General features: G+C 69.1%; 16 protein-coding genes. 15 read left to right on the top strand and 1 reads right to left on the bottom strand.

Going from position 1 to position 16,750, the window contains the following annotated elements; translation table 11 throughout:
• The first annotated feature begins 1 nt into the window (after position 1).
• From AB6732_RS07250 to nusB, 15 genes are all read left to right on the top strand, one after another.
• A complete protein-coding gene (locus AB6732_RS07250; protein WP_370959309.1) occupies positions 2–769 on the top strand; it encodes a GNAT family N-acetyltransferase in 768 nt (255 codons plus the stop codon).
• Between the two features lie 165 nt (positions 770–934).
• A complete protein-coding gene (locus AB6732_RS07245) occupies positions 935–2,353 on the top strand; it encodes a replication-associated recombination protein A (RefSeq protein ID WP_370959308.1) in 1,419 nt (472 codons plus the stop codon).
• A gap of 198 nt (positions 2,354–2,551) precedes the next feature.
• Positions 2,552–3,178 (top strand): 30S ribosomal protein S4, encoded by a 627-nt coding sequence (rpsD, locus tag AB6732_RS07240; protein WP_066212716.1) that lies wholly within the window; start codon positions 2,552–2,554, stop codon positions 3,176–3,178.
• Between the two features lie 121 nt (positions 3,179–3,299).
• Positions 3,300–3,683, top strand: coding sequence for a DUF948 domain-containing protein (locus tag AB6732_RS07235; RefSeq protein WP_370959307.1), 384 nt, complete (start codon positions 3,300–3,302; stop codon positions 3,681–3,683).
• A 19-nt stretch (positions 3,684–3,702) separates the two neighbouring features.
• On the top strand, positions 3,703–3,924 hold the full coding sequence (locus AB6732_RS07230; RefSeq protein ID WP_370959306.1) for a DUF6167 family protein: 222 nt from the start codon (positions 3,703–3,705) through the stop codon (positions 3,922–3,924).
• Positions 3,925–4,113: 189 nt separating this feature from the next.
• On the top strand, positions 4,114–6,792 hold the full coding sequence (gene alaS, locus AB6732_RS07225; protein ID WP_370959305.1) for an alanine--tRNA ligase: 2,679 nt from the start codon (positions 4,114–4,116) through the stop codon (positions 6,790–6,792).
• 6 nt (positions 6,793–6,798) lie between these two features.
• Positions 6,799–7,347 carry a Holliday junction resolvase RuvX gene (gene ruvX, locus AB6732_RS07220; protein WP_370959304.1) on the top strand — a complete coding sequence of 183 codons (549 nt, stop codon included), beginning with the start codon at positions 6,799–6,801 and terminating at the stop codon, positions 7,345–7,347.
• On the top strand, positions 7,344–9,464 hold the full coding sequence (mltG, locus tag AB6732_RS07215; RefSeq protein ID WP_370959303.1) for an endolytic transglycosylase MltG: 2,121 nt from the start codon (positions 7,344–7,346) through the stop codon (positions 9,462–9,464). Before ruvX ends, mltG begins: the two co-directional genes overlap by 4 nt.
• Complete coding sequence (locus AB6732_RS07210) at positions 9,461–10,372, top strand: shikimate dehydrogenase (RefSeq protein ID WP_370959302.1); 912 nt, start codon at positions 9,461–9,463, stop codon at positions 10,370–10,372. Before mltG ends, AB6732_RS07210 begins: the two co-directional genes overlap by 4 nt.
• 28 nt (positions 10,373–10,400) lie before the next feature.
• A complete protein-coding gene (aroC, locus tag AB6732_RS07205; protein WP_370959301.1) occupies positions 10,401–11,600 on the top strand; it encodes a chorismate synthase in 1,200 nt (399 codons plus the stop codon).
• 29 nt (positions 11,601–11,629) lie between these two features.
• Entirely contained in the window at positions 11,630–12,205 is a 576-nt protein-coding gene (locus AB6732_RS07200; protein WP_370959300.1) for a shikimate kinase, read from the top strand.
• Positions 12,202–13,296 carry a 3-dehydroquinate synthase gene (gene aroB / locus AB6732_RS07195; RefSeq protein ID WP_370959299.1) on the top strand — a complete coding sequence of 365 codons (1,095 nt, stop codon included), beginning with the start codon at positions 12,202–12,204 and terminating at the stop codon, positions 13,294–13,296. The genes AB6732_RS07200 and aroB overlap by 4 nt, the downstream gene beginning before the upstream one ends.
• A complete protein-coding gene (locus AB6732_RS07190; RefSeq protein WP_370959298.1) occupies positions 13,293–13,814 on the top strand; it encodes a tetratricopeptide repeat protein in 522 nt (173 codons plus the stop codon). The genes aroB and AB6732_RS07190 overlap by 4 nt, the downstream gene beginning before the upstream one ends.
• Positions 13,815–13,943: 129 nt before the next feature.
• The gene (gene efp, locus AB6732_RS07185; RefSeq protein WP_370959297.1) at positions 13,944–14,507 is read left to right on the top strand and encodes an elongation factor P; all 564 of its coding nucleotides are present in this window, start codon (positions 13,944–13,946) and stop codon (positions 14,505–14,507) included.
• Positions 14,507–14,917, top strand: a complete 411-nt coding sequence (gene nusB / locus AB6732_RS07180) for a transcription antitermination factor NusB (RefSeq protein ID WP_066212693.1) — start codon at positions 14,507–14,509, stop codon at positions 14,915–14,917. Before efp ends, nusB begins: the two co-directional genes overlap by 1 nt.
• 122 nt (positions 14,918–15,039) lie before the next feature.
• Here the strand turns inward: nusB and AB6732_RS07175 are convergent, their stop codons facing one another.
• Complete coding sequence (locus tag AB6732_RS07175) at positions 15,040–16,626, bottom strand: PrsW family intramembrane metalloprotease (RefSeq protein ID WP_370959296.1); 1,587 nt, start codon at positions 16,624–16,626, stop codon at positions 15,040–15,042.
• Between the last annotated feature and the right edge of the window lie 124 nt (positions 16,627–16,750).

Below are 16,750 nucleotides of genomic sequence, written 5' to 3'. Positions count from 1 at the left end.
CGTGGAGTCCCTTTCCTCCGTGTCAGGCCTGGCCGCGCTGCAGAACGCAGCATGGCCGGGCCTGACCACGTTCGACACCGGCGCCTGGCTGCTCCGCAGTGCCTCCGGCGTGACACAGCGGGCGAATTCGGTGTGGCCCTACGCGCCCGTGGATGACGTCGACGCCGCCATCAAGGCCGCCGAGTCCTGGTACCGCACTCAGCGGCTCCCGGGGCTGTTCCAGCTCACCTCGGATCCGGCGGACGCCGCTCTGGACGCCCGGCTCGACGAGCTCGGTTACCGGGCGCAGTCCCACACGGTCTTCATGGTGCGGGAGCCGTCCGCCGAGAAGGTCCCGCAGGCGCCCGGCCATGTCGAGATCCGGCCGGACCTGACCGAGGAGTGGTTCGACGCCTGGTGGCTCACCAGCGGACACGGCGGAGCCGACGCGGCCGGCACCGCACGGGCCATCCAGGAATCCATCCGGTCCACGTACGCGCTCATCCGGGACGACGACGGCGCCCCGGTCGCCGTCGGCCAGGCGATCCACGTGGGCGCGTGCTCGGGGATCTACGGCATGGTCACGCGCGAGGCGCACCGTCGCAAGGGCCATGCCCACGCCATCCTGAGCGCGCTCCTGGCCGAACCGGCCGCACCGCACGGATTCTGGCTGAGCGTGACGCGTTCCAACCAGGGGGCTGTGGCCCTGTACCGGGACCTCGGTTTCGTGGAGGCCGGGTCTTACTGGTACCGCAGTGCGCCATTGCGGCGCGCGCCCGGAGCGTGCTGAGGCAGCGGAGCCTGGTGGCTCGCCGGGCCCCCTCGCCCTGGGCCCACGGCGGCGAGGGGCCCCACCGAGGAACGAAGTTGGGGAGCCGCCGGGGAGAGCGCCTAGCCGGGCTCCCCACCCTCGCTCCGCATCGGCTGGGGCCCCTCGCCCGCTAGGCTGGGGAGCATGGCTGACCTCTTTTCCCAGGATGATTTCTCCCAGAGCGATCCGGGCGATTCCCCCTCGGGTGAGGGAACGTCGTCGTCCGCGTATCCGCTCACGCCGCTGGCCGTGCGGATGCGCCCCCGGACCATTGATGATGTGGTGGGTCAGCAGCATCTGCTGCGGCCCGGCCAGCCGCTCCGGTCGCTCGCGGAGTCGAGCGGCGAACCGTCCGCCGTCGGGCCGTCGAGCATCATCCTCTGGGGTCCGCCGGGAACAGGCAAGACCACTCTGGCGCACGTGATCGCCAACGCGCCGGGACGCAAATTCGTGGAGCTGTCCGCCATCACCGCCGGGGTCAAGGACGTCCGCCGGGTCATGGACGAGGCCTTGCAGCGCCGGGATCTGCACCGGCAGGGGACCGTGCTGTTCCTCGACGAGATCCATCGCTTCAACAAGGCGCAGCAGGACGCCCTTCTGCCGGGCGTGGAGAACCGCTGGGTGATTCTCGTGGCGGCGACCACCGAGAACCCGTCGTTCTCGGTCGTGGCGCCCCTGCTGTCGCGGTCGATCCTGCTCACCCTGAAACCCCTGCAGGACACCGATATCCGCGGACTCCTGGAACGGGCCATCGAGGACGACCGGGGGCTCGGCGGCAAGATCGAGGTCGAGGAGGACGCACTCGACTACCTGGTCCGGGTGTCCACCGGCGACGCCCGGCGCGCGCTGACCTCGCTCGAAGCCGCCGCCGGCGTCGCGCTGGGAGAGCATGCAGGCGGTTCCGGGGAGGACGGCAAGACCAAAGCCGTGCTCCACCTGGCGCAGGCCGAGCAGGCGATCGACAAGGCGTCGGTGCGGTACGACCGCCAGGGGGACCAGCACTATGACGTCATCAGCGCGTTCATCAAGTCGATCCGCGGCTCCGACGTCGACGCCGCGCTGCACTACCTCGCGCGCATGATCGAGGCGGGGGAGGACCCGCGCTTCCTCGCCCGGCGCATCGTGATCTCCGCGGCGGAGGACATCGGAATGGCCGATCCCACGGCGCTCCAGACCGCGGTGGCCGCGGCGCAGGCCGTGCAGCTCATCGGCATGCCGGAGGGCCGGATCATCCTGGCCGAGGCCGTCGTCCATCTCGCAACCGCGCCGAAGTCCAACGCGGCCTATGTGGCGATCGACAAGGCGCTGGCGGACGTCAGAGCGGGGAAGGGCACCGATATCCCTATGCCTCTGCGTGACGCCCACTATCCAGGCGCAAAGGGCCTGGGCCACGGCAAGGGGTATGTCTACGCCCACGACGCGCCTCATTCGATCGCCCGGCAGCAGTATCCGCCGGACGACCTCGTGGGCCGGAACTACTATGAGCCGACCGCTAACGGCTCCGAGCGGGAGATCGCGGCACGCCTGGAGCGGCTGCGGGGCATCGTGCGCGGGGAGCGCTGAGCAGCGCTGAACCAGGCAGGACCACCATGCTAGAATTGAGGTTTGTCTGGCATGATCCCGCCGGCAAGCACCCTTCTCACGGTTCTCCGCGAGGGTGGCGCGCGCCCGGGACCAGTAGCAAAAGGCGGCGGTTTGCCGATGCTCTCCATACGGGAGGCCAGTTAACACCACAAAAACCGCACCATTGGAAGGACACAAGTGGCTAACAGCACTCGTGCTCGCCGTCAGGCCCGCCTTTCGCGGTCCCTCGGCATCGCTCTGACTCCCAAGGCCGCCAAGTACATGGAGCGCCGTCCGTATGGACCCGGCGAACATGGCCGCGCCCGCAAGAAGCAGGATTCCGACTACGCCGTTCGTCTGCGTGAAAAGCAGCGTCTGCGCGCTCAGTACGGCATCCGTGAAGCTCAGATGACCCGCGTCTTCGAGGAAGCTCGTCGCACCAAGGGTCTGACCGGTGAGAACCTGGTCGAGCTGCTTGAAATGCGCCTGGACGCCCTGGTTCTTCGTGCAGGCTTCGCCCGCACGATCGCCCAGGCCCGCCAGCTCGTGGTGCACCGCCACATCATGGTTGACGGACAGCGCGTGGACCGCCCGTCCTTCCGCGTTTCCGAAGGCCAGCTGATCCACGTGCACCCGCGCAGCATCCCGATGGTCCCGCTGCAGCTTGCTGCCGCCGGCGCCCACCGCGATGTCCTGCCGGCCGTCCCGGCTTACCTGGATGTCAAGCTTGAGGCCCTTCAGGCACGCCTGGTGCGTCGCCCGAAGCGTGCTGAGGTTCCCGTGACCTGCGAAGAGCAGCTCGTCGTGGAATTCTACGCTCGCTAAGAGCCTCTGGAAGGAGCCCGTGGCCCTGGCCACGGGCTCTTTCTCTTTCCCGGGCCGTGCCGGCGGTCACGGGCGATAAGGTAGGACACGTGCTTGTCCACGAACCTCAAGGAGAAAAGTCATGAGTGGCGGTGACATTGCCGGTCTCATCGCAGCCGGAGTCTTCCTGCTGTTGGTCCTCTTCCTCGCAGTGCCCATCCTGAAGCTGGGCAAGGTGCTGGACGAGATCAGGGATTCCATCAAGGAGCTGAGCGACGGCGCCCAGCCCCTCATGACGGAGGTGACGGCCACCGTCACCACGACCAATGAGCAGCTCAAGAAGGTGGACGGCATCTCGAACAACGTCGCGGATGCCAGTGCGAACCTTTCGGCGCTCTCCTCCCTCATCTCGGCGACCGTGGGCGGTCCGCTGATCAAGGTGGCTGCTTTCAGCCACGGTGTCCGTTCGGCCCTCTCGGCGCGGAAGCAGGGCGCCCAGCGTCCCGCGGGCCGCCGCAGCCGCTGAACCGCGGAAAGGACAGACGATGAAACGAATTCTCTGGCTGGGAGTCGGCGCCGCGCTCGGCGTGGTGGTCTTCCGCAAGCTCTCCGAGGCCCGCGACGCCGTCGGCCCGGAAGGCCTGAACCGGGCCGTGGGGCGACTGAGCGACAGCATCTATCACTTCGCCGATCAGGTGCGGGACGGCATGCGCGAGCGTGAGGACGAACTCCGGGCGGCCCTCGCCCTGGACGACCAGCGGTCCTGACACGCACGACGGCGGCCGCCTCCCGCCGTCGCACCTCACCGCCGCGCCCCGGAACGGGCGCGGAAACCGGCCGCGGGATTGGCCCCCGGGGCGGCCATGAAGGCACAATTGAACGCGGCGGACAGCTGGTCCGCCACCATGCATCACCGGGCATCGGCCCGAGTCACGCCGAAGGGAACTCACTTCCTCATGAAGTCGCAGGAAATCACCAAGCGCTGGGTGGACTTTTTCGTCTCCAAGGGCCACACCGCGGTGCCGTCCGCCTCGTTGGTCTCGAACGACCCCAGCCTGCTCTTCACCGTGGCCGGCATGGTTCCCTTCATCCCGTACCTGACCGCGCAGGAGACCCCTCCGTACAGCCGCGCCACGAGCGTCCAAAAGTGCATCCGCACCGGTGACATCGAAGAGGTCGGCAAGACGGCCCGCCACGGCACCTTCTTCCAGATGTGCGGCAACTTCTCCTTCGGCGACTACTTCAAGGAAGACGCCATCAAGTTCGCCTACGAGCTGCTGACCAGCCCGGTGGAGGACGGCGGCTACGGCCTGCCCGAGGAGAAGCTCTGGGTCACGGTCTACGAGGACGACGACGAGGCCCGCGACCTCTGGCTCAAGCACACGGCGATCCCGGCCGAGCGCATCCAGCGCATGGGCAAGAGCGACAACTACTGGTCCACCGGCCAGCCCGGCCCCGCCGGCCCCTGCTCGGAGATCTACTACGACCGTGGCCCCGCGTACGGCATCGAAGGTGGCCCCGAGGCCGACGACAACCGCTATGTGGAGATCTGGAACCTGGTCTTCATGCAGTACCAGATCGACAATGTGAAGTCGAAGGTGGACTTCGACATCGTCGGTGAGCTGCCCAAGAAGAACATCGACACCGGCCTCGGCATGGAACGTCTCGCGATGATCCTGCAAGGCGTGGAGAACATGTACGAGACGGACCAGGTCCGCCCCGTGATCGACAAGGCCGCCGAGCTCTCCGGCAAGGAGTACACCTCCGCCGAAAGCCCCGAGGATCCGCACCACACCGACGATGTGCGCATGCGCGTCGTGGCGGACCACGTCCGTTCCGCCCTCATGCTGATCGCCGACGGCGTCACCCCGTCCAACGAAGGCCGTGGCTACGTGCTGCGCCGCCTGATCCGCCGTGCGGTCCGCTCGATGCGCCTGCTGGGCGTCGAGCAGGCCTGCCTGCCGGAGCTCCTGCCCGCCTCCCGCGACGCCATGAAGGGCGTGTACCCGGTGGTCGAGCTCGAGTTCGACCGGATCTCCCGGATCGCTTACGCCGAGGAGCGGGCGTTCCTGCGCACCATCGCCTCCGGCACCGCCCGTCTCGACGAGGCCGTGGACCAGGCGAAGTCCCAGGGCGCCTCGCTGTCCGGCGAGGATGCCTTCGCCCTGCACGACACCTACGGCTTCCCGATCGACCTGACGCTCGAGATGGCCGAGGAGGCCGGCGTCGCCGTCGACGAGAAGCAGTTCCGCGCTCTCATGCAGGAGCAGCGTCAGCGCGCTCAGGCGGACGCCAAGGCCAAGAAGGGCGGCCACGCCGACGTCACGGTCTTCCGCGACATCCTGGCCGACGGCGAGACCGTGTTCACCGGCTACGACGAGCTGGAGACCGAGTCCCGCGTCCGCGCGCTGCTCAGCGGCGGCGCCCGGACGGGGCACGCCTCCACGGGCGATGAGATCGAACTGGTTCTCGCGGAGACCCCGTTCTACGCGGAGGCCGGCGGTCAGGCCGCCGACACCGGTCTGATCACGGGTGACGGCTTCGTGGTCGAGGTGCTGGACGTCCAGCGCCCGGTCAAGGGGCTCTCCGTGCACAAGGCCCTGGTGCGCGAGGGGGAGATCTCCTCGGACGCCATCGTGCGCGCCGCCGTGGACGCCGAGCGTCGTCACGCCGGCGAGCAGGCGCACACCGCCACGCACCTGGTCCACGCCGCCCTGCACCAGATCCTGGGCAAGGAGGCCACTCAGCGCGGCTCCTTCAACAAGGCCGGCTACCTCCGCTTCGACTTCGCCTGGGGCGAGCAGCTCTCCGGCGCCACCAAGAGCGAGATCGAGGAAGTGGCCAACCTCGCCATCCGGAACAACTTCGAGGTGAAGACCTCGGTGATGGGCCTCGAGCAGGCGAAGGCTCTCGGCGCCATGGCCCTCTTCGGCGAGAACTACGGCAGCGAAGTCCGGGTCGTGGAGATCGACGGCGCCTGGTCCCGTGAGCTCTGCGGTGGCACCCACGTGGGCAGCACTTCGCGGATCGGCAGCCTGAACCTGCTGGGCGAGCAGTCCGTCGGCTCGGGCAACCGCCGTGTGGAGGCTTTCGTCGGCATGGAGGCGTTCCGTCACTTCGCCGCCGAGCGCGCCCTGGTCACCGAGCTCAGCGAGATGTTCAAGGTCCCCTCCGGTCAGCTGTCCGAGCGCATCGCCGCCACGCTGAGCAAGCTCAAGGCCGCGGAGAAGGAGCTCGACCGCCTGCGCAAGGAGCAGCTCGCCGCTCAGGCCGCCACGCTGCTGAACAGCGCCAGTGACGCCAACGGCGTCCGCGTGATCGCGCACGACGCCGGCGCGGTGGGCGGCGCAGATGACCTCCGCTCGCTCGTGCTGGACCTCCGTGGCCGCCTGGGCAGCGAAGCGGCCACGGTCGCCGTGGCCGGTGTCGCGAACGGCCGTCCCGTGGTGCTGGTCGCCACGAACGATGAGGCGCGCGCGGCGGGTGTCAAGGCCGGCGCCCTGGTCCGCACGGCCGCCGGGATCCTCGGCGGCGGTGGCGGCGGCAAGGACGACATCGCCCAGGGCGGTGGCACCGACGCCGCGAAGATCCCCGCGGCGCTGACCGCCATCGTCGACGCGATCCGCAACCGCTAGGCAGGGATGGAAGACCATGCACAGACGTCCCCGGCGGACGCTCCTCGGGGCGTCCGTCTGGGGATCGACGTCGGCCTGGTGAGGGTCGGGGTGGCCGTCAGCGATCCGGACGGGATTCTGGCCACCCCCTTCAAGACCTTGCAGCGTGACAGCAAGAAGAACTCGGACATCGCGGTGATCGTCCGGCAGGTCGTCGAGCGCCAGGTGCGCTGGGCCTTCGTCGGCCTGCCGCGCACTCTGCGCGGCGGGGAGAGTCAGTCCACGCAGATGGCGCTGGACTATGCTCAGATCCTCGCCGACCGGCTCCAGGAAGCCTCCGTGGAGTGCTCGGTGGCGATGCTCGATGAGCGTCTGACCACCGTCACGGCGCACCGGACGCTTCGCGAAGCTGGAATGGACGGCCGTGAACATCGTAAAGTGGTGGATCAGGTGGCGGCGGTGAACATCCTCCAGCATGCGCTTGACATGCAGAAACACCAAGGACCTGAAGTGGGGACGCCGGTGCGCGCCCATTCCGCCACCCGCGAGGAAAGTGATGGAGGCACCCGTACGTGAGCACGGACAACAAAGAGCCCGGTGACATGCCGTCCCGGGCTGACGGTCCCATGGCCGCGGAGGGCATGCCGCTGACCCGGCGGGAGCTCCGTGCGCGGGAACGTCTCCTCGCCCAGCGCGAGGAACAGGAGCGTGCCGCGCGAGCCGCTGCTCCTTTCGACCAGGAGCAGGACGAGCTGCCGCGACGACGCGACTCCTCGCCGCGCCAGGACAGCGCGACGGCGGATGACCAGGCCGCCGTCGAGCGTGCAGCAGAACAGGCTGCAGAACAGGCCGCCGCGGAGCGTGCCGCTGCCGAGAAGGCCGCCGCGGAGCAGGCGCGGGCGGAGCGGATCGTGGCCGAGCGTGTCGCCGCCGCAGAGCGAGCCCGGGCCGAGAAGGCTGAGGCCGAACGGGTCGCCGCGGAGCGCGCGGCAGCCGCGAAGGCGCAGGCCGAGAAGGCGCGCCTCGAACGCGCCGCGGAAGAGAAGGCCCAGGCTGAGCGGGCGGCTGCTGAGAAGGCCACGGCCGACCGGATCGCCGCAGCGAAAGCCCAGGCGTCGAAGGCCGCCGAAAAGGCCGCCGCGGAGAAGGCGCGCGCCGAAAAGGCCCAGGCTGACAAGACCGCCGCCGAGAGCGCCCTCGCCGCGAAGACGAAAGCCGCGCTGTCCCGCGACCTCCCGCAGGAGAACGCACGGGCCACGGAGCCGGCGGTCGACGGCGACAGCCGGACGGCGTCGTCGTCCACTGAAGGCGGCCACGGCCGCGCGGAGGCCGCGCCGGGTTCACGGATCGCGCCCGTCCCCGCCACCGCGCATGCCCAGCACTTCTACCCGGAGCCGACGCACACCCGGCTCAACCCGCTGGCTCACGGACACCGGCCCACCGGCACGGCGGCCGGTCGCACGGAAACGCCCGCGGAGACGGTGGACACCCCCTCCGCCGAGGACGCCGAGCCCCAGCACCACGGCCAGCATGAGGCCGCCTCGGCCCACAGTTTTCACTTCATCCACTCGGCGGAGCCGGGCCATGATGAGGAAGAACCCGTCAAGACCGCGTTCCAAGAGGAGGTGGCGAGCCCCCGCAAGCACCGGCGCGTGCGCGGCTGGGTGGCCGTCCTGCTGTCCTTCCTGCTCGTGGCCGGCGGAGCTTTCGCCGCCTTCCAGTTCATCGGGCCCAGCCTCGGCTGGGGCCGCGTGACCGACTACCCGGGCCCCGGAACGGGCTCCGTGTCCGTCGAGGTCGCGCAGGGTTCATCCGTCACCCAGGTGGCCAACTCCCTCAAGGAGGAGGGGGTCGTGGCCGACGCGGGCACGTTCATCAAGGCGTTCGGCGAGTCGGGCGTGACGCTGTCCCCGGGCAAATACACCTTCCGCAAGGAGATGAAGTCCGCGGACGCCGTGGGCGTCTTCGCCGCGAACGGCAATGACAAGGTCTCCTACGTCCCTCTGTCCGCGGGCCTGCGGCTCAACGAGTCCCTCGACGCGATCGCCAAGGGCACCGGGCTGGAGATCGCGGACCTGAAGAAGCTCGCCGACACGCCGGCGCAGTTCGGAGTGTCCTCTAAGGCCAAGAACCTCGAAGGCTACCTCTTCCCGGGGGAATACCGCTTCGCCATGGGCAGCACGGCGAAGCAGGTTCTCGGACAGCTGGTCAAGGCCACGCAGGACGAGCTCAAGGCTCAGGGCGTGACCGACCCGGACGAGCAGTACCGCATGCTGACCATCGCGTCGATCGTCCAGGCCGAGGCCGGCCGCGCCGACTACCCGACGGTGGCCGGGGCCGTGATGAACCGCCTGAAGCACAACGCGCAGACGGTCGGTTTCATCCAGTCGGACGCCACCGTGACTTATGGACTCGGCCGTAAGAGCTATGAGCTCACGCCCGCTGAGAAGGCCGACAAGAGCAACCCGTACAACACCTATGCGAACCCCGGCCTTCCGGTCGGTCCCATCGGTTCCCCGGGCAAGCTGGCCATCGACGCGGCCGCGCATCCGAAGGCCTCCGACTACCTGTTCTGGGTGACCATCAACTTGGACACGGGGGAGACCCGCTTCGCCAAGACCCTGGATGAGCACAACCGCAATGTGGCGCTCTACCAGGAGTGGTGCAGCGCCAACGCAGGACGTTGCCAATGATGCGCAGGGCCGCAGTCCTCGGGCATCCCATCTCCCACTCGAAGTCGCCCGCGCTGCACAACGCGGCGTACCGTGTGCTCGGATTCGATGCCGAATACACCGCGGTGGATGTGGACGAGCCCGAGCTGGCCGCCTTCATGGCCGGAGTTCGCCGCGAGCCGTCCTGGCTCGGGCTCTCGGTCACCATGCCGCTCAAGAGGGCGATGGTCTCCGAGGTCGATGAGTGCGTGGGCGCGGCGGCCGAACTCGGGGTGCTGAACACCGTGGTCATCGAGACCGGCGCCGACGGCTCCGCCCGTCTCACGGGCCACAACACGGATGTCACGGGTATCGTGAACGCCCTCCGGAACGCCGCGGGCCTGCCGACCCTCCACGGCGTGCCCGGCGACGGAGTCACCCTGGGACGCCGCGCGGCGATTCTGGGCGCCGGGGGGACTTCTGCGGCCGCCATCACGGCACTGTCCCGTCTGGGCCACCGGGACGTGGTCCTCTTCGCCCGGGATGAGAGCCGTGCTGCGGAGGCGTTCGGCGCCGCGGACGCGAGCGGGGTGCGGCTCAGCCTGCTGCCCTATGACTCGGCGACCGACAGCCTGGCGGAGTACGACGTCGTGATCTCGACACTGCCGCCGCGCGCCGCGGACGGCCTGGCGGCTCAGCTGGCGGAGCAGGGGAGCGCCGCACCGTCCGGTGACGTGCCGCCCGTCCTGCTGGACGTCGCGTACGAGCCGTGGCCCAGCGCCCTGGCGTCCGCGTGGTCCGCCCGGGGCGGGTCCGTGGTGCCGGGCCTGGAGATGCTGCTCTACCAGGCGGTCGAACAAGTGCTTCTCTTTACCGGAAACGGGCCCGAGAAGGCCCCTCGCGTCATCGACGCGATGTGTGACGCAGTGAACGCACCCCGACGCGGGTGACCGGGCACAAGCATGGCAGGATGGACATATGTTTCGTTGGTTAACCGCTGGTGAGTCTCATGGCCCCGCGCTCGTCGGGATTGTCGAAGGCGTCCCGGCAGGCGTCGAACTGTCGAGTGAGGACGTCCGTGACGCCCTCGCTCGGCGCCGCCTCGGCTATGGCCGCGGCGCCCGGATGAAGTTCGAGCAGGATGAGGTCACCATCATCGGTGGTGTCCGGCACGGCCTGACCCAGGGCGGCCCCGTGGCCATCGAGGTGGGCAACACCGAATGGCCCAAGTGGGAGCGCGTCATGTCCGCGGATCCCGTGGATTCGGAGGAGCTGGCCACCTCGGCCCGCAACGCTCCTCTGACGCGTCCGCGCCCGGGCCATGCCGACTTCACCGGCATGCAGAAGTACGGCTTCCCGGAGGCCCGTCCCGTCCTGGAGCGCGCCAGCGCCCGTGAGACGGCCACCCGCGTCGCCCTCGGCACCGTGGCTGCCAAGTTCCTCCGCCAGCTCGGCGTGGAGCTCATCAGCCACACCACCGCGGTGGGCACCGTCGCCGTCCCGGACGGCACCCCGCTGCCTGCGCCGTCGGACCTGATCGCCCTCGACGCCGACCCGCTGCGCTGCTTCGACCGCGAGACCTCGGACGCCATGGTGGCCGAGGTGGACGCCGCTCACAAGGAGGGTGAGACCCTCGGCGGCGTCGTCGAGGTCCTCGCCTACGGCCTTCCGCCGGGACTCGGCAGCTACGTGCACTGGGACCGCCGCCTGGACGCCCGCCTGGCGTCCGCGCTCATGGGCATCCAGGCCATCAAGGGCGTGGAGGTCGGTGACGGTTTCGCAACGGCGGCCCGACGCGGCTCCGCCGCGCACGACGAGATGGTCAAGGATGAGAACGGCGACATCTCCCGCCTGAGCAACCGCGCCGGCGGCATCGAAGGCGGCATGAGCATCGGCACCGTCCTGCGGGTCCGCGCCGCCATGAAGCCGATCGCCACCGTGCCCCGCGCCCTCCAGACCGTGGACGTCACGACGGGTGAAGCGGCGAAGGCCCACCACCAGCGCTCGGACGTCTGTGCCGTGCCTGCGGCCGGCGTCGTGGCCGAGGCCATGGTGGCGCTCGTCCTCGCCGAGGCCATGCTGGAGAAGTTCGGCGGTGACTCGGTGGCCGAGACGCGCCGCAACCTCCAGAACTACCTGGCGGCCATCCCGGAGGAGCTCAGCTCCTCCGGCCACTGATACGGCAACTGAAACACAGGGAGCCCCACATGCCTTCTGATGAGGCAGCAGACAGCACGGCGATCGTCCTGGTCGGCCCCATGGCGGCCGGGAAGAGCGCCGTGGGACGGGCCCTGGCGGCGTTGCTCCAGGGCGAGTACGTGGACACGGACGAGGTCTTCGTCCTGGAGAACGGCCCGATCACGGAGTACTTCGAGACCCATGGCGAGGACGCGTTCCGCGCCGTGGAAGCCTCGATCGTGGCGCGCGCCGTGGCCGGCGACGTCCCCATGACCCACCCCGAGGCGCCGCGGATCATCTCGCTGGGAGGCGGGTCCGTCGTGGCCGAGGCTTCGCGCGAGGCCATTGCGCCGTGCCGCGTGGTGTACCTCGAGCCGGATCTGGCCACGGTGCTCCCGCGCATCGCCCGGGACACCGGCCGCCCCATGCTCACGGGTGACGCGGCCGAGCGCTGGCTCACCCTCTTCGAACAGCGGCGTCACCTCTACCAAGCGGCAGCCGAGCTGACCGTCGACGTGCGCCATGGAAGCCCGGAGGACTTCGCCCTGGAGATCGCCAGGGCGCTGGACCTCCCCGGAATCACAGCAAAGGACAGCAGCGAGTGACGCATCCCGAGACGGTCATCAAGGTCACCGGCAATCGCCCGGACGAGAACTACGACGTCGTGGTGGGCCGCGGTCTGCTGGCGCAGCTTCCGGACCGCCTGGGGGAGCGCGTCAAGCGAGTCCTGGTGGTCCACCCCCGCGCGCTCCGGCTGACGGGTGACGCCGTGCGCGACGAACTCGCGGCCGCCGGTTTCACCGCCGTCACGGCCGAGATCCCGGACGCCGAAGAAGGCAAGCACATCCAGGTGGCGGCCTTCTGCTGGCAGGTCCTGGGGCAGAACGACTTCACCCGCTCCGATGCCGTCGTGACCGTCGGCGGCGGCGCCGTGAGCGACCTGGGCGGCTTCGTCGCCGCCACCTGGCTGCGCGGCGTCAAGGTCATCCACCTGCCGACGAGCGTGCTCGGCATGGTCGACGCCGCCGTCGGAGGCAAGACCGGCATCAACACGGCCGAAGGCAAGAACCTGGTGGGCGCGTTCCACCCGCCCGCGGCCGTGCTCGCCGATCTGGACACGCTGCGGACCCTGCCCCGCAATGAGCTGGTGTCCGGCCTGGCCGAGGTGATCAAGTGCGGGTTCATCGCCGATCCGACGATCCTGGACCTGCTGGAGGAGCACGGCCAGGACGTGCTGGACCCGGAGTCCCCGGTGCTGCGCGAACTGATCGAGCGGGCCATCGCCGTCAAGGCCAAGGTCGTCTCCGAGGATCTCAAGGAGTCCGGCCTCCGCGAGATCCTGAACTACGGGCACACTCTCGGCCACGCCATCGAGCTGGCCGAGCGGTACTCCTGGCGCCACGGCGCCGCCATCTCCGTGGGCATGGTGTTCGCCGCGGAACTCGCCCGCAGCGTGGGGCGCCTGAGCGACGCCGAGGCCGACCGGCACAAGGCCATCCTGGAGAGCTTCGGGCTCCCCACCACCTACCGCAACGACCGCTGGGCGGCGCTCCTGGACGCGATGCGGCGCGACAAGAAGTCCCGCGGCGACCTGCTGCGCTTCGTGGTCCTGGACGGCGTCGGCAAGCCCGGCGTCCTGGAGGTGCCGGACACGTCCCTGCTCTTCGCCGCCTATCAGGAGGTGGCCGAGGGATGAGCAGCGGCGGAGTCGACCTGGAGACCTCCGAGTGGCCGGAGTCCGGTTTCCCCGGCATCAAGGTCAACCCTCTGACACGCCGGTACGAGATCGTGGACGAGGAACTGGTGCAGGAGAGCCTCGCGGGAGATGACCGCCCGTGGGCAGGCGTCTTCGTCCTGATGGTCCAGGGCAAGACCACCGAGGCCGCCGAGCTGCTGGCCGAAGCGCGCATGGTGGACCCCGAATCTTTCGAGCTGCTGCTCCTGGACACGGAGATCCTCTACACGCGGGGCCGTCTTGAGGCCGCCTACGAACGTCTGCACCGTCTGCTCGCACAGTACCGGGGGACCGGTCACGAGGCTGAAGTGCTGCAGCACCTGGGCAACACCTACTACAGCTCCGGTGATTTCGCCCGCAGTGCCGACGCCTTCCAGGAAGCCCTGGAACTGCGGGTCGCATCGCACGCGAGTCCCGAGCTGATCTACTCCTCCACGATCGCGCTGCAGCAGGCCCGGCACGCGGCGGAGGCCAGCTGACACACGGCCATCCGGTCGTTTTCCGGGCAGTCCGCCGAACGCGGTAGACTGGATCTCGGTTTTTTGACAACTACATGGCTGTTCGCGCCCTCAGGGCCCCGGACAGTCCGCATCGGGAGAGAGGCTGCAGTGGCAACCACGAACGACATCAAGAACGGCACGGTCCTCAAGCTGGAGGGCAACCTCTGGAACGTGATCGAGTTCCAGCACGTGAAGCCGGGCAAGGGCGGCGCGTTCGTGCGCACCAAGCTCCGCAACGTGCTCTCCGGCAAGGTCGTGGACAAGACCTTCAACGCCGGCGCCAAGATCGAGACCGCCACGGTCGATCGCCGCGATTACACCTACCTGTACCAGGACGGTGTGGACTACGTCTTCATGGACGTCCAGGACTACGACCAGCTCACCGTGACCCCCGAGGTCGTCGGCAACGCGAAGAACTTCATGCTGGAGAACCAGCAGGTCATCATCGCCATGCACGATGGTGCGCCGCTCTACCTCGAAATGCCGGCCAGCGTCGTCCTGGAGATCACCTACACCGAGCCCGGCCTGCAGGGTGACCGCTCTTCCGCCGGCACCAAGCCCGCCACCGTGGAGACCGGCTACGAGATCCAGGTCCCGCTGTTCCTCGAGCAGGGCACTCGCGTCAAGGTCGACACCCGTGACGGCGGCTACCTGGGCCGGGTCACCGACTAGTGAGCGCCCGCGGCAAGGCCCGCAACCGGGCACTCGACATCCTGTTCGAAGCCGAGCAGCGTCAGGTCACCCCGTTCTCCGTCATCAAGGAACGGCGTGAGCACACCGACCAGATCATCAACCCCTACACGGTGGAAGTGGTCGAAGGTGTGGTGTCGCTGCAGGAGACCATCGACGAGTTCCTGACCACGTACGCTCAGGGCTGGACCCTGGAGCGCATGCCCAATGTGGACCGGATCATCCTCCGCATCGGGACCTGGGAGCTGCTCTACAACGAGGACGTGCCGGACAGCGTGGCCGTGAGCGAGGCCGTGAGCCTCGCCAAGACCCTGTCCACGGACGACTCACCCGCGTTCATCAATGGCCTGCTCGGCCGGTTGAAGGAGCTCAAGCCCACGCTGCTGGCCTGATCCCCACGAAGGGGTCCAGCGCTCAGCGTGAGCCGGCCAAGCATGGCACGACGACGGCGGCCCGCCCCCTTTCCGGGGCGGGCCGCCGTCGTCGTTCGCGGAGGACTCAGTTCGCGGAGGTTTCAGGCGGTCACCATGGACCGCAATTGGCCGAGGCGCTCGAGCAGCCGGTGCTCGTCCTGCTGAAGGCGGGGGAGGTCCCGCCCGGTGAGGATCCGCTGACGGGTGTAGGCCAAGGCTGTCGCGGTGCGGATGAGTTCGTGCATGGTCTTCTGCCGGCCGAACTGGGAGGCCCAGCGTTTGGCGGCCCGGCGTCCCTGGCCCGTGGCGAAGAGCCCCACCTCCGGCCAGGTGAGCCAGCCGGCCGCGGCGTACTCACTCAGCCGCGCGCGGGTCAGCTTGGCCTCTGCGACCCGCAGGAAGATGAAACCGAGGACCGCCAGGAAGAAGAGCGGCATCTGGATGACGATGTAGAGCCAGAGGAAGTCCTGGCCCATGCTGTTCCACTGGTGGTGCAGGAACATGGCCGGCAGCAGTCCCACGAAGAACGCCCCGACGGTCAGTCCCCGGTTCCAGCGGCGGGCGGCGAAGCCCATGAGAAGGCCGGTGGCTCCCGTGAACAGGGCGTGCGCGAAGGGGGAGAGGATGCCGCGGAGGAAGACGATGGTCCAGAACGTCTGGCCGGCGCCCTCTTCGGCGGAATAGATGCGGCCGAAGTAGAGGATGTTCTCCGTGAAGGCGAAGCCCGCGGCGATGGTGAAGGCGTAGACCAGTCCGTCGACCGGGCCGTCGAAGTACTTCCGCGCCAGGAGCGCCAGCAGGAGCAGGCCGAGGGATTTGGAGAACTCCTCGACGATCGGGGCCTCCACCGTGGCCAGGAAGGTCTGGACCTCCGCCTTGGTCGAATCCGGCGGGGCGAGCTGGAGGAAGAACGGCTGGATCACCACGGTGGTGGCGACGGCGACCGTGGCGCCCCAGAGCAGGGCGAACAGCAGGAGCTTGCGGGGCTCGGGTTCCCAGCGGTCCATGAAGTACACGGCGGTGAGCACGATCGCCAGCGGGATGAGGGAGGCGAAGAAACCGCCGATGAACCCCTGACCGCCGACGTTCGAGAGCAGCAGCGGCAGCACGAGGACGAGGCTGAGGAAGGCGAGGACTCCGCCGATGATCATGAGCGCGAGTGTGGCCGGGTTGATGTTGCGGTGCCGGCGGGGTGGCGTCCAGCCCATCGGCGTCTGCTGCCAGGCGCCCTGGAACTGCTGCGGTCCGGCGGGCCAGGCGGGGGCCGACGCTTGCTGGGCGGGGGCGGGCTGCATCTGGCCCTGCGGCCACGGGTTCTGCTGCCACCCCTGAGGCCCGGGCGCCGGCTGCTGGAAAGGCTCCTGCTGGAAGGGCTGCTGCTGGAACGACTGCGGCTGGCCGCCGAACTGCGTGCCTCCCTGCGGCTGGGCGGGCTGCTGCGCATACTGCTGACCTTGATACTGCTGGCCCTGATACTGCACGGGCGCCGACGGCTGCAGCGGTGGCCGTCCGGCGTAGTTCGCCCCGGGCTGCGTATAGCTCTCGGGATCCACCCGGCCGATCCAGCTCGGATTCAGCTGCTGGTCCTCGGGGACGAAGAAGGGCTCCGGCGCGGGCGCCTGATGCGGCTGCCGGCCGGGGACCTGATGGCCTGATGGGTCGTCGTGACCGTACGGTGGGGCGCTCATGATTCTCCATCGTATTGATTCGGAGGCTCCCCAGCCAGCACGCGGACGCAACGCGCCGGATGCGTCGCGGATCACGCCCGACGGCGGCCGTCACACAGCGGTCCGGCCCGGGCCGTGTGGTAAT

This window comes from Arthrobacter sp. RCC_34 (genome assembly GCF_041360795.1).
GTDB lineage: Bacteria > Actinomycetota > Actinomycetes > Actinomycetales > Micrococcaceae > Arthrobacter_E.
The sequence above is the reverse complement of the archived record's forward strand: the minus strand, read 5'-3'. Positions and strand labels throughout refer to the sequence as shown.

Bases quoted from the DNA above. Each gene is read 5' to 3' on its own strand.
- AB6732_RS07245 (WP_370959308.1), top strand. From the start codon at position 935: ATGGCTGACCTCTTTTCCCAGGATGATTTCTCCCAGAGCGATCCGGGC.
- AB6732_RS07235 (WP_370959307.1), top strand. From the start codon at position 3,300: ATGAGTGGCGGTGACATTGCCGGTCTCATCGCAGCCGGAGTCTTCCTG.
- AB6732_RS07230 (WP_370959306.1), top strand. From the start codon at position 3,703: ATGAAACGAATTCTCTGGCTGGGAGTCGGCGCCGCGCTCGGCGTGGTG.
- alaS (WP_370959305.1), top strand. From the start codon at position 4,114: ATGAAGTCGCAGGAAATCACCAAGCGCTGGGTGGACTTTTTCGTCTCC.
- ruvX (WP_370959304.1), top strand. From the start codon at position 6,799: ATGGAAGACCATGCACAGACGTCCCCGGCGGACGCTCCTCGGGGCGTC.
- AB6732_RS07210 (WP_370959302.1), top strand. From the start codon at position 9,461: ATGATGCGCAGGGCCGCAGTCCTCGGGCATCCCATCTCCCACTCGAAG.
- aroC (WP_370959301.1), top strand. From the start codon at position 10,401: ATGTTTCGTTGGTTAACCGCTGGTGAGTCTCATGGCCCCGCGCTCGTC.
- AB6732_RS07200 (WP_370959300.1), top strand. From the start codon at position 11,630: ATGCCTTCTGATGAGGCAGCAGACAGCACGGCGATCGTCCTGGTCGGC.
- AB6732_RS07190 (WP_370959298.1), top strand. From the start codon at position 13,293: ATGAGCAGCGGCGGAGTCGACCTGGAGACCTCCGAGTGGCCGGAGTCC.
- AB6732_RS07175 (WP_370959296.1), bottom strand. From the start codon at position 16,626: ATGAGCGCCCCACCGTACGGTCACGACGACCCATCAGGCCATCAGGTC.